General features: G+C 71.0%; 8 protein-coding genes and 2 pseudogenes. 2 read left to right on the top strand and 8 right to left on the bottom strand.

Translation table 11 applies throughout. From position 1 onward, the window contains the following. Positions 1-192: 192 nt before the first annotated feature. Positions 193-2,115, top strand: a complete 1,923-nt coding sequence (locus tag N8I84_RS37685) for a phosphatase PAP2 family protein (RefSeq protein WP_263233998.1) — start codon at positions 193-195, stop codon at positions 2,113-2,115. Positions 2,116-2,258: 143 nt separating this feature from the next. Here the strand turns inward: N8I84_RS37685 and N8I84_RS37680 are convergent, their stop codons facing one another. Next, positions 2,259-2,924: a peptidoglycan-binding domain-containing protein gene (locus N8I84_RS37680; protein ID WP_263233997.1), complete on the bottom strand. Its 666-nt coding sequence runs from the start codon at positions 2,922-2,924 to the stop codon at positions 2,259-2,261. Positions 2,925-3,194: 270 nt separating this feature from the next. Here N8I84_RS37680 and N8I84_RS37675 point away from each other — a divergent pair, with 270 nt between their 5' ends. Then, entirely contained in the window at positions 3,195-4,598 is a 1,404-nt protein-coding gene (locus N8I84_RS37675; protein ID WP_263233996.1) for a glycoside hydrolase family 43 protein, read from the top strand. Here the strand turns inward: N8I84_RS37675 and N8I84_RS37670 are convergent. The 7 genes and pseudogenes from N8I84_RS37670 to N8I84_RS37645 all read right to left on the bottom strand — a co-directional run. Further along, entirely contained in the window at positions 4,595-5,764 is a 1,170-nt protein-coding gene (locus N8I84_RS37670; protein WP_263233994.1) for a GDSL-type esterase/lipase family protein, read from the bottom strand. The genes N8I84_RS37675 and N8I84_RS37670 overlap by 4 nt on opposite strands. A gap of 25 nt (positions 5,765-5,789) precedes the next feature. Next, positions 5,790-6,368 carry a TetR/AcrR family transcriptional regulator gene (locus tag N8I84_RS37665; RefSeq protein ID WP_263233993.1) on the bottom strand — a complete coding sequence of 193 codons (579 nt, stop codon included), beginning with the start codon at positions 6,366-6,368 and terminating at the stop codon, positions 5,790-5,792. A gap of 94 nt (positions 6,369-6,462) precedes the next feature. Then, positions 6,463-6,714, bottom strand: a pseudogene (gene gudD / locus N8I84_RS43265) (glucarate dehydratase); the annotation flags it as partial. Further along, the gene (locus tag N8I84_RS37660; protein WP_263233991.1) at positions 6,672-7,028 is read right to left on the bottom strand and encodes a hypothetical protein; all 357 of its coding nucleotides are present in this window, start codon (positions 7,026-7,028) and stop codon (positions 6,672-6,674) included. The gene N8I84_RS37660 and the pseudogene gudD, both read right to left, overlap by 43 nt. A 23-nt stretch (positions 7,029-7,051) precedes the next feature. After that, complete coding sequence (locus tag N8I84_RS37655) at positions 7,052-7,630, bottom strand: COG4315 family predicted lipoprotein (RefSeq protein ID WP_263233990.1); 579 nt, start codon at positions 7,628-7,630, stop codon at positions 7,052-7,054. A gap of 25 nt (positions 7,631-7,655) precedes the next feature. Then, a complete protein-coding gene (locus N8I84_RS37650; protein ID WP_263233988.1) occupies positions 7,656-11,333 on the bottom strand; it encodes a choice-of-anchor D domain-containing protein in 3,678 nt (1,225 codons plus the stop codon). A 220-nt stretch (positions 11,334-11,553) separates the two neighbouring features. Then, positions 11,554-12,873: pseudogene (locus tag N8I84_RS37645) on the bottom strand (enolase C-terminal domain-like protein); the annotation flags it as partial. Positions 12,874-12,919: the final 46 nt, after the last annotated feature.

Here is a 12,919-nt window from a genome sequence, read left to right as displayed (position 1 = left end):
ATCGATCTCGTTCACGTACAGGACACGTCCCGGTCGGCGAACTCTCGCCGACGGGACACGACTCGGCCGTAGATCTTCGCTCGTACGCATCGGTTGACTCGGGTGCCTTCACGAGCCGTCACGAGTCGCACGCGATCGCACGCCACTTCCCACCCCGGCCGCACGGCCGAAGAACTGAAGAGAGGCTCACGCATGCCGTCACCCGCCGGGCACCACACCACCTCGTCCGTCAACCGCCGAGGCTTCCTCAAGACCTCGCTGGGTGCCTCGGCGGGGATCCTGGCCGCGCCCACCTTCGCCGGCTGGCTCGCCGCGGCGGACGCCAAGGCCGCCACGAGCCCCGCCGCGTTCGTCGACGACTACAGGACGAACGTGCTCGCCAACCTCACCCCCGAGACCAACGCGGTCGTCCGCGTTCTCGGCGGCATGAGCACGGTGTGGAAGACGGGCGGCGCCTGGAACACCGGCACTCCCCTGATGCCCGAGGTGCTGCGGGCCAACATGCGCTACTGCGCCCGGATCACCTCCGCTCGCACCGACGCGCAGGCGAAGGAGGCGTTCCTCTTCGACCGGCAGCACCAGAGCTACGCGATGATCGCCGGCCTGGGCCCGCTGGCCGACCTCTACAAGGCGGGCGCCAAGGCGGTCACGTCGATCACGAGCGCGCCGGACGGCACGCCGCCGACCAAGATCGACGACGCCGTGCCCGCCGACGCCCCTGCAGGCTCCGCGCTCGGCGCCGGCTCCCACGACTCCGCGCTCGGCAAGGTGGCCGAGCTGGTCGACACCCTGCGCGGCCCCTACGCGTCCGGCAACCCGGCCAAGTACGCCTACCAGTACCCGCGTCCATGGCGCATGAACGAGGACAGTGAGGTCGTCGACACCGGGAGGACCGACGCGCTCGGCTACCCGGTCTACGAGTCCGACGTCGTCGTCGCCCCTCAGCTGCTGCGCCAGCGCAGCACGTCCCCGACCGACGACGGCGGGTTCCCGAGCGGCCACACCAACGCCTTCCACCTGGCGGGGCTGGCCTACGCGTACGCGGTCCCGGAGCGCTTCCAGGAGCTGGTGACCCGCGCCCTGGAACTGAGCCACACCCGGATCGTGGCAGGCATGCACTCCACCGTCGACGTGATCGGCGGGCGCATCATGGCCACCGCCCTGGCCGCCGCCACGCTCGCCGACCCCGCCAACGCCGGCCTCAAGGCCGCGGCACGCGCCCAGGCCCTCGCCTACTTCCAGGAGAAGACCGGCGCGACGGCCGACACGCTCTACGCCTACGCGCACTCGGCGGGCACGGACAGCGACCCGTACGCCGACCGGGGCACCAACGTCCGTGTGGTCGGGCCCCGGTTGACCTATGTGCTGACCCGCCACGGACGCCACAGCGACCTGACCGTGCCCAAGGGCGCCGAGGTGCTGCTGGAGACGCGGCTGCCGTACCTGGACGCGGCGCAGCGGCGCGAGGTGCTGCGGACGACCGCGCTGCCCTCCGGCTATGTGCTGCTGGACGGCTTCGAGCAGTGGGGGCGGCTCGACCTGTTCGCGGCGGCGGACGGTTACGGCTCCTTCGACACGGACGTGCGTGTGACGATGAACGCGGCCGACGGCGGGTTCGGCGCGCACGACAGCTGGCGCAACGACATCGACGGACAGGGCGGCCTGACCAAGCGCGGCACCGGGACCCTGGCCCTGACCGGGGACAACCGGTACACGGGCGGCACCGTGGTCGAGGACGGCACCCTGGTCGCCGCCTCGCGGAGCGCGCTGGGTCACGGTGATGTGCGGGTGACGGGCGGAACGCTGGAGGTGGCCGGCGCCGCACGGGTACGCGGCTCCTACACGCAGGCGGCCGGTGCGGCCCTGGACGTCACGCTGCGGGCGGGACACAAGGCGGCGCTGACGGTCGAGCGGCGCGTGGTGCTCGACCGCGACAGCGTGCTGACGCTGCGCCTGGACGAGGACCGGCCTCCGGCGGCGGGCGCCACCGTCCCGGTGATCGCGACAGGGTCGCTGCGCGGGCAGTTCGGGCGCGTCACCGTGGCGTCGGACGCCTACCGGGCGGTCCCCGTGTACGCGGCGGACGGGCTGGCTGTACGGCTGCTGAAGCGGTAGCCGGTGGCCGGTCACTGAACGGTGACGGGCGTGTCGCGCCAGGGGAATGCGCGACACGCCCGTACCGCTGGGCGGGCACGGGAGCGTACGGATCGAGGGTGAGCGGCCGCCGTACGCGGACCCGTGCCCGCTGCCGCACCTCGCTAGAGCGTGGTGCGGGACTCGAGGTCGCGGCGGGTGTCGTTGCCGTAGACGCCGGTCTCGTCGCCGCGGATGCCGTACCAGAGCTGGAAGCGGGCCACGGCGGCGGCAAGCGTGGCGTCGTAGCGGCCGTCGGTGGACCCGTGCTCGTAGACGTCGGGGATGCGCAGCAGGCGTTGTTGCAGCTCCGTCACCTGCGGGCCGCTGTCGCCCTCGCGCAGTGTCCCGGGGCCGTCGGGGTCGGTGCCGGTCCGCTGGACGGGGGCGCTGGTGGCGGGTGACCGGGGCGGCGGAGCCGCGGCGTGCTGCTCGGTGCCGTCGCCCTGCGGGCCGGGCAGGAGGAGGGCGGCGCCGAAGCCGATGAGGGCGGCCGCGGTCACCCCGACCGTGATCGCCGCGCGGCGCAGGGTGAGTCCGTCGTCGACGGGCCGCTCGCGCCGGTCCCGGGTGGACGGTACGGGAGGCAGTTCCTCCGTCGCGTCCTCGGCGGTCGCCGGCGCCACGTGGACGACGATCGGCTCGTAGACGGGTTGCGGCGGGCGTCTCTCCCCTTCTTGCAGCTCTTTGACCAGTTCGGCCAGGGCCTCGGTGCGGCGGCGGCGCACGACGTAGGTGGGTTCCAGCACCCGGCGCCGCAGCCGCTGACCCTGCCCGGTCGGTGTCGACACACTGCTCTCCTTCCGTGCCCGCGGTCTCCCGCCGTCCCCGGGAAGAGATACGTGCGGGCATGCCGACCGGTTCACCGGGACTCCACAGTCACCGCGGCGACGGGGTTCACCCGACGTCCGGGGAGGCACGATGCCCTGAGGGGCCATTGCCGCACAGGAATCGGCAAGCACCGCCTTCACCATTGACGCTCGCTCACCTCGCCTCTACCTTCTGACCAATTCACCGAACCGCGTTCGAAATCCCGTCGCCCGCAACGCTTTGGAGAGCGCATGAGCGTCCACCCCCGCCCCGGTTCACGGCCGTCACGCCGGCTGATCCTCGGTATGGCCGCGACCGTGCCACTGGCCCTGTCCGCCGACCTGACCACCGGCGCCCGGACCGCGCGCGCCGCGGACTCGGCCCATGTGATGGGCTACTTCACCGAGTCGCCGAACGGCACCGGCACCGACTACGGCCTGCACCTGGCGGTCAGCACGGACTCCCGCCACTGGATGCCGCTCAATCAGAACGACCCCGTGGTCACGCCCACCGCGGGCGCCGGCGGCCTGCGCGACCCGTTCATCCTGCGCAAACAGGACGGCACCTTCGTCGTCCTCGCCACCGACCTCAAGGGCACCGACTGGAGCTACGTCAGCCAGTACATCCACGTCTGGGACTCCGCCGACCTGCGCACCTTCACCGGCTACCGCAGGCTGAAGCTGCACGACATGAACACCCACAGCTGGGCGCCCGAGGCGTTCTGGGACGCGGGGCGCGGCCGGTACGCGATCATCTACTCCGCCGTCAACGGCAGCGGCCACAACGTGATCATGGTCAACTACACCGCCGACTTCCTGACGGTGTCGTCCCCGCAGGTCTTCTTCGACCCGGGCTACGACGTCATCGACGGTGACATGGCGGTAGGGGTCGGCGGCGTGAACTACCTCTACTTCAAGGACAGTTCCAAGCAGGCTCTGGTGGGCGCGCGGTCCCCATCGCTGGATCCCGGCAGCTTCACCGCCTTCAGCACCCCGGTCGCGCACGGCGGCACCGAGGCACCGATCCTGGTGAAGTCGCAGACGTCCAGCGCCTGGTACCTGTGGGGCGACACCTACACGCCCAACGGCGTCTTCTACGCCTGGCAGAGCACCGACCTGGCCTCCGGCACCTGGACGGCCCTGAACCAGCGCGACTACACCCAGCCGGTCAACTCCAAGCACGGCACGATCCAGCCGATCACCACGACCGAGTACACGAACCTCGTGGCCAAGTGGGGCGCTCCGGCCTGGCGCCGGCTGAAGTCGTACAACTACCCGGCGCGTTACGTCCGGCACTCCGACTACGTCGGCCGTATCGACGAGTACCCCTTCGACCCGTACACGGACGCGCAGTGGAAGCTCGTGCCCGGTCTCGCGGACAGTTCGGGAGTGTCCTTCCAATCGGTCAACTACCCGACCCGATATCTGCGGCACTACGACTACCAGCTGCGGCTGGACGTGAACGACGGCACGTCGACGTTCGCACAGGACGCCACTTTCTACTCCACCGCGGGGCTCGCCGACTCCTCGTGGACGTCCTTCCGCTCGTACAACTACCCGACCCGCTACATCCGGCACTCCGACTACGTGCTGCGCATCGACCCGATCTCGACGGCCGCCGACCGGGCCGACGCCACGTTCTCCGTCGGTTATTAGGGCCTGAAGGGGCCGTCGGCCGTGAAGGCCAGCTTGGCGAAGCGTTCGCCGATGCGGCGGTGTGTGGCGGCGTCCGGGTGGAGTTCGTCGGGCAGTGGCAGTTCGGCGGCGTCCGCCTCGCCGTAGAGGTCGCGGCCGTCGAGATGGTGCAGGTGCGGGTCGTCGGCCGCCCGCTGCCGTACGATCCGGGCCAGCTCGTCACGGATGACGGCGAGGGTCAGCTTGCCCTGCGCCACCTCCGCCGGATCCCCGGCGGCCCGGAAGCTCAGTCGCCCTGCGGCGAGGGCGGTGAAGTCCGGGACGCTGGGGCCGGGGGTGTCCTCGTGGATGGGGCACAGCAGGGGCGAGACGACCAGCAGCGGTGTGGTGGGGTGGCCTTCGCGGATGGTGTCGAGGAAGCCGTGCACGGCGGAGGTGAAGGCACGCAGACGCATCAGATCGGTGTTGACAACATTGATGCCGATCTTGATGCTGATCAGGTCGGCGGGGGTGTCGCGCAGGGTGCGGGCGGTGAACGGGTCGAGCAGGGCGCTGCCGCCCAGACCCAGGTTGATCAGTTCCACGCCGGCGAGGGCGGCGGCGAGCGCGGGCCAGGTGGTGGTGGGGCTCGCGGCGTCGGAGCCGTGACTGATCGAACTGCCGTGGTGCAGCCACACCTTGCGGCCCCGGTCCGGTACGGGCTCCACAGGCGCGTCGGTGCGCAGGGCGACGAGCTCGGTGGTCTCGTTGTGCGGGAGCCAGATCTCCACCTCCTTGAGCCGGTCGGGCAGGTCGGTGAAGCGGAGGGTGCCGGCCTGTCCGGGCCGGTGTTCGGCGGCTCCGGTGGCCATGTCGATCGTGAGGGTGTGGCCGCCCGGCACACTGGCCCGGCCCGCCAGGTGGCCGTCGACGAGCAGGTCGTAGACGCCGTCCGGGCGGGGCGGGGCGCCCGCGTAGACGCGCTTGGTCGGCAGCGCGTCCAGTTCCACGGCGGTGGCCCGGGTGCGGAAGGCCAGCCGGACACCGGAGGGCTGGGACTCGGCCAGGGCGAGTTGCGGGTCGGCGCACTGGGCGCGGGCCCGGGCGGGCAGCCGGTGCGGCAGGACGCCGTGCGCGGTGCGCTCCAGGTCGAGGGCGCCGCGCAGGAGGTCCGCGGTGACGGGTGTGGTGATCCAGTGGGTGCTCATCGCTTCAACCTGTTGATCAAGATGTTCAAGTGCCCGCGTTCGCGGGCCAGTTGCGCAGCAGGGCATCGAGGCGGTCCAGGATCCATGTCCAGGACTCCTGCGAGTCGGGAGCACTGTGACTGAAGCCTCCGGCCGCCTCCAGGCTGACGTAGCCGTGGAAGACGCTGCCCAGCAGCCGGACCGCGTGCGTCTGGTCCGGTTCCGTCAGGTCGTAGCCGCGCAGGATCGCACGCGTCATCTGCGCGTGCCTGCCCCCGGCGCTGGCGGCCGCCGTCTCCGGGTCGAGCCGGAACCGCGCCGCCGCGTAGCGGCCCGGGTGCTCGCGGGCGTAGTCGCGGTAGACGTTCGCGAAGGCCGTCAGGGCGTCCCTGCCGGCCCGCCCGGCCAGCGCCTCGGCGGCCCGGTCGGCGAGTTCCTCAAGGGCCAGCAGGGCGATCCGGGTCTTGAGGTCGTGGGAGCTCTTCAGGTGCGAGTACAGGCTTGCGACCTTGACATCGAACCGCCTGGCGAGCGCGGAAACGGTGACCTGGTCGAAGCCGACCTCGTCGGCCAGTTCCGCCCCTGCCCGGACCAGGCGTTCGGTGGTCAGCCCTGCGCGCGCCATCGCCTGCCCCTTCGTACGTGAACCTGAAGGGATTATGCACTTTCCTAAATCTATTAGGCAAGTGCCGTATGCGCATGGCCGGCGCTCGGCAGCATCAGTCGCGCACCGTGCAGGGCCGCTTGGCGTCGAACGTCCAGTCCTCGATGAGGTACCGCATTCCGGCGGCGTCGTCGCGGTCCGACAGGGCCTTGCTCAGGTAGAGCTCGTGGGCGGCGAGGAGCCGGTCGCGGTCGAGCCGGACGCCGAGGCCGGGGGTGTCCGGTACGGCGACCTCCCCGCCGGTGATCCGCGGCGGCTCGACGGTCAGACGCTCCAGTCCCTCCCGCCAGATCCAGTGGGTGTCCAGGTCTCCATCCCGATCACGTTGATGGTGATGGCGCCCAGCACGCGCTTGTAGTCGCCGACGCGGGCACCGACCACGAGCGGCTCGGCCTCGCGCAGGCTCCGTGTGATCCGCTCAGCGCCGGGCACCTCACCAAGCCCGGTGCGCCCCTGGGAGTCCTCGACGACGACCGCGTTGCGGGTGAAGTAAGGGCCGTACGCGCCGGAGAGGTTGAGCGCCATGGAGGCCCGGCCGGCTACCGAGAACTGGACGTCGTCCGCCTGGTCGCCCTCGACCGCACCAACGCGGAGATGTGCCTCTCTTCCCCCCCCCGTCAAGGCCCACCTCTCCAGCATCCAGCTCAAGCTCTCGGCACGGAAGCGGGTGGAGACGGCGGCCTGGCCCTGACAGACCGGGAACGCGGTGACGCCTTCCCGGGGTCTCCTCCGGCCCTCGAGCCGGCGCGGGCCGCCCCAGCCGTCTGGGCGGCCCGGGCGGTCGGGGCGTCGCGGGGCTGGAGCACATGCCAGTCGAGAGTCACCCCGTTGGTGTCGGACGGCTTCGCGTCCCCGGTGAAGAGGTAGAGGGGTGAGCCGTTGTACGTGACCTGGTCGCCGCCGTCGGGGCGGGAGACCGTGCCGAGCGTTCCCGCGATGCCGGGCGGCAGTCGCAGTTCGGTGCCGAGCCGGGTGAGCAGCGGCTTGCGGGTGGCCGTACAGGACGCGACACAGACGACGGTGCCGTCGTGCTCGAGGTCGTAGCGGTAGAGCGTGCGTCCCTCCGAGTCCGTGAGGATGCGTCCCAGTGTGTCGGTGTCGCCGACCATGACGGTCAGCGGCGGCGGCGCCGGTGCTGCGGTGTGCTGCTGTGGGGCTGGGGCCGCGGCGGTGCAACACGCGGCGGCGAGCGCCACCAGAAGGGGGGTGATGCGTCTGCGCATGGTGATCTCCTAGCCCGCCGATACCTCAGTAGGCGATCTTGACGCCGCCGAGGACCGTGTGATTGTCCGTCGCTCCACCGGTGGCTCCGCTGAACCCGACCCGCACGTTCTGCGGCAGGGTCACCGGGGTGTCGATGATCTGCTTGCCGTCCAGGCTGACGAGCAGATGCCCGGCGGTCGTCACGGTCACGTCGACCGTGTGGGTGCCGCTCCGCAGGGAGGGGATGGCGGTCGAGGTGGCTGCGTACTGCAGTCGGTCGCCGTTGCCGCCGGTGGCCACTCCGACGAAGTTGGACGAGGGGTCGCCTGCGTTGGCATAGGTGTCCAGGGTTACGGCGACACCCGGCAGTCCCGCGTAACCGAGGCCGCCGCCGTCCGCGCCGAGGGACGTGGGGGTCGTCTTGGCGGGGTCGAGCAGGAGGAAGGCCAAGCCGTCGGCGCCGCTGCCGCCGCCGATCGAGGCGGTGAAGTGGGCCCGCAGTCGCGCCGCCGGTACGGGGGTGGCCTGGAGGGCGGATCCCTTGGCGTTCGAGACGGCCTTGGTGAGGACCAGGTCGGTGCCGGACAGCTGGGCCGAGCCGTTGAACGACCAGCCGTTGGGCCCGGGCGGCGGCACCGCGTACGCGGCGGCGGTGATGCCCACGTTCCTCACCGTGTGGATGTCGGTCTGCCCGCCGGTGCCGCCGGTGAAGGCCAGCAGGGCCGTGGGGCTGAGCGAGGGCACCGCGGTCTTCAGCAGCGTGGTGCCGTCCATGGTGACCGTGAGGGTGGTCCCGGTGACGGACACGGAGACGGCGTGGGTGCCGGAGCGCAGGTTGGGGACGGCGGTGGTGGTCGCCGCGTAGGTGAGTTTGTCACCGGTTCCCGCGGTGGCGATGCCGACGAAGTTCGACGACGGGTCGCCCGAGTTGCTGTACGTGTCGAAGGTGACCGCCACGCCGGGTTGTCCCGACCAGCCCAGGCCCCCGCCCTTGGCGCCGAGTGCGCTCGGGGTGGTCCTGGCCGGGTCCAGCAGACTGAAGGTCAGGCCGTCGGCGCCGCTGCCGCCGCCGATGACAGTGGTGAACGTCGCCTTGAGGCCGTCGGTCACCACGGGGACGGGGAAGACCGCCGAGCCCGCCTGCTCGCCGGTTGCCTGTGTGAGCTGGAGGTCGCCGCCGGACAACTGCGCGGATCCGTTGAGCTTCCAGCCGCCGGCTCCGGGCGCCGGAACGTTGATCCCGTTGCCGGCCGGGGTTCCGCTACCGGTGAGCGTCTCGTTCTGCGGGCCCCGGCCGTCGTCCGAGGTGAGCTGGTAGGTGCCGGTGACCGAGCCGATGGACGTCGGGGAGAAGGTGACGGCCTGGTGCACCACGTCCTCCGGGCCGATGACCTGGCCTTCGCTCACCGGGTTGCTGACGTGGAACGGAGCTGCGGGCGGTGCCGCCTTGGTGATGGTCAGCGGGACGTTACCGGTGTTCTTGATGTCGAAGGTCCTGGTGACGGACTGTCCGACGGGGACCTGGCCGAAATCGGTGGAGGTGGGCGTCACCGTCAGCCGTGCCTGGCCGACCACCGCCGTACCGGTGAGGGTGACCTTCGCGGTGCCGTTCTGCCCGGTGACCGACAGCGTCCCGGTGTTGTCACCGGCGGCGGTCGGTGCGTACTTCACCTGGACGGTGACCGACTGCTGAGGCTGGACGACGGTGCCGTTCGCGGGCAGGCCGGTGGCACTGAAGGGGGCGTTCGGCGGGCTCGTGCCCGTGATCGTCTCGGGCTGGGTCCCGGTGTTGGTGAAGGTCACCCCCAGGGTCTTGGACGTTCCGGTGGCTACGGTGTCGAAGTTGAGTGTGGCCGGGGTGGGCGTGAGGCCTGATTGGGTGCCGTATCCGGTCAGGCCGATGCCGATCGTGCCCAGATTGGTGGTGAAGTTCAGGACCGAACTGTCCGCTCCGGTCGACGTCGGTGAGAACGTGACCGGGACCGAGTAGGTGTCGCCCGCGTGCAGCGTGCGCGGCAGACCGGTGGGCGCGGCGGAGAACCTGCTGCCCGAGGGCGTGGACACCGCGGTGATGGTCACGTCGCGGGTCGCGGTGACGGTCGCCGTGGCCTTGGCGGTGCTGCCCACGGGCACCTTTCCGAAGTCCACCGGGTTGCCCGTCAGCGCGGCGCTGGACGGACGGCCGAAGGCGAGCACGTGGCCGTCGCGGGTGCCGACGTAGACGCGTCCGCCGTCGGTGGCGGGCACGGAGAACTTCGATGCGGTGCCGATCGGGGCGGACCAGCGCAGTTTCATTGTTCCGTTCACCGGCACGGCGTCGTACGCGCGCAGCTGGGCGTTCGCTCCGTTGGAACCGTCCGTGTAGACCGCCCACACGAGCGCGGAGCCTGCGGTCGTCCCGGTGGAGGTCACCACCGGCGAGCCCGAGGTGTAGCCGAACGTGCCGCTGCTCGCACCCGCGCTGGACAGGGCGGGCAGGCCCGAGCCAGTGACACCGTAGGCGAAGGCCCGCAACGGCCCGCGGCTGCCGATCGTGTACACATAGCCGCCCTCGCCCCCGTACACGCCCGGGTGTCCCCAGACGCCCTCGTACGGACCGAAGTTGCCGAGCACCGCGTCGCTGCCGCCCGGCCCCTGGCTACGGCCGCCGAGGTTGTCCCGGTCGAGGAGGAAGAGCCGGCCGTCCTTGCCGATCTGGACCAGGAGATGAGGATGCTGGCCGGTGCCGAAGGGCGAACCGGGCAGCGCCACGGGGCCGCCGGAGCCGAGATCGGTGTCGTTCTGGTCCAGTTGCGGAGCGTTGCTCGGACTGAAGAAGTCCTGGGCCGACATCGTGCCGTCGCTGTTGACGCCCAGTCGGACCACCGACTCGGCGAGTTGGCCCGGAGGCTTGGAGCCGGGGCCGGGCGCCGGGGAGACTCCGTTGCCGGTGGAGAGGAGGATCCTGCCCGGCCCGTCCGAGACCAGGCCCCCGCCGCTCATCCAGATGCCGGCCTTGCCGTTGGCGTTGGCGTCCTCGGTGGCCCACAAGGTGGTCGAGCGGGTCGAGGTGTTGACGCCGAGCACATAGCCGACGTAGGGGCCGATGTCGCAGTGCGAGGCGAACGCCGCGTACACCGATCCGCCCATCAGGAGCAGGCCGGGGCGCTGGCCTGCGGTGAACGCGTTGAAGGGGTGGCTGGGGTCGTTGACCGGAGCGCCCTGCACCTTCACCGGCCAGCCGCCGCGTTCGACGCCGCTGGCCGCGTCGAGGGCATGGATGTACCAGTTGGGGTGCTGGGTGTCAGGGCCGTCATTGACCTTCGCGGTGAGGTAGACGGTCTTGGTGGCCGCGTCGTACACGGGGGTCGACGTCACGCCGAGATTGGGTTGGAGGTCACCGCAGCCGATGGCCGAAGCCGGCCACGGCGCACCGAGGTTGACCGTCCAGTTGATCTTTCCGGTGGCCGAGTCCAGTCCGTAGACCTTGTTGTTCTCGGTGGCAGCCACGACCGTCTTTCCGACCACCAGCGGCTGGGCGTAGACCTGGCCGTCCACGGCGGTGGAGAACTGCTGGCCGAAGTCCGAGCTGGACACCTGGGAGGGCGCCAGGCCGGGCTCATTCGGGTCCCAGCCGGTACGGAGATTGTCAACCGAGACCGTCGTCTGGTCGGCGTGGGCCTCCGTGGCCGCAATCAGCGGCAACGCTCCGGCTGCACCGGGCAGCAGACAGGCCGTCAGCATGGTCGCCAGAAAACCCGGCAGCCGACGGCCCTTCGATCGGAGGCCACTTACTCGTCTGCCCGTGCGGGACATCTCTCCACCTCGGTACGCGATGCGCGAGGGCGGAGACCGGCTGTCCCGCCGGGCCTCATGATCGACGGTGACGATCACCTTCCGCTCGATCCCGGTCCGCAGGACCGTCGTTGTCCACCCGGTCGGGCCATGTGGGTCTACTGTCGTACAGGCAGGGCCGCTTGGCGTCGAACGTCCAGTCCTCGATGAGGTACCGCATTCCGGCGGCGTCGTCGCGGTCCGACAGGGCCTTGCTCAGGTAGAGCTCGTGGGCGGCGAGGAGCCGGTCGCGGTCGAGCCGGACGCCGAGGCCGGGGGTGTCCGGTACGGCGACCTCCCCGCCGGTGATCCGCGGCGGCTCGACGGTCAGACGCTCCAGTCCCTCCTGCCAGATCCAGTGGGTGTCCAGCGCGTTGTACTCACCGGGGGCGGCGGCTCCGCAGTGGGCCATCATGGCCAGGGAGATGTCGAAGTGGTTGTTGGAGTGGCAGCCCCAGGTCAGCCCCAGGTCGTGGCACAACTGGGCGACACGGACCGACCCCTGCATGGTCCAGAAGTGCGGGTCCGCGAGCGGAATGGAGACGGACTGCAGCGCCAGCGCGTGGGTGAGCTGACGCCAGTCGGTGGCGATCATGTTGGTCGCGGTGGGCAGCCCGGTGGCCCGGCGGAACTCGGCGAGGATCTCCCGCCCGGAGTAGCCGCCCTCGGCTCCGCAGGGGTCCTCGGCGTAGGCGAGGGTGCCGACGAGGGGCCGGCACAGTTCGACGGCTTCGCGCAGCGACCAGCAGCCGTTCGGGTCGAGCGTGATGCGGGCGTCCGGGAAGCGCTCCTTCAGGGCGCGCACCGCCGCGACCTCCTCAGGGCCCGGCAGCACACCGCCCTTGAGCTTGAAGTCGCGGAAGCCGTAGAGCTCGTGCGTGGCCTCGGCCTGCCGGACGATCGCCTCGGGGGTGAGGGCCTCCTCGTGGCGGATGCGGTACCAGTCGGACCTCGCGCCGGGTTCACGGACGTAGTCCAGGTCGGTCCGGTCGGCGTCGCCGACGTAGAAGAGGTAGCCGAGGAAGCGGACGGAGTCGCGCTGTTTGCCGTCGCCCAGCAGAGCCGCGACAGGCACCTCGAGATGCTGCCCGAGCAGGTCGAGGAGCGCCGACTCGACTGCGGTGACCGCGTGCACGGTGGTGCGGAGGTCGAAGGTCTGCTCGCCGCGTCCGCCCGCGTCCCGGTCCCCGAACCGCTCGCCCATGGAGCGCAGGACCCGCTTGTAGTCGCCGACGCGTGCGCCGACGACGAGCGGCTCCGCCTCGCGCAGGGTCCGTGTGATCCGCTCCCCGCCGGGCACCTCACCGAGCCCGGTGCGCCCCTCGGAGTCCTCGATGACGACCACGTTGCGGGTGAACCAGGGGCCGTGCGCGCCGGAGAGGTTGAGCGCCATGGAGTCCCGGCCGGCGACCGGGTACACGGAGTAGGAGGTGACGGTGGGCTGGCCCATGACAGGACTCCTCGGTCAGGTACGGAGGTGGTGCGGCGGGAGGGGG

The sequence above is a fragment of the Streptomyces cynarae genome (assembly GCF_025642135.1).
GTDB classification, from domain to species: Bacteria; Actinomycetota; Actinomycetes; order Streptomycetales; family Streptomycetaceae; genus Streptomyces; species Streptomyces cynarae.
Note: the sequence above shows the minus strand (reverse complement) of the source record. Positions and strands in the feature narration are given on the sequence as shown.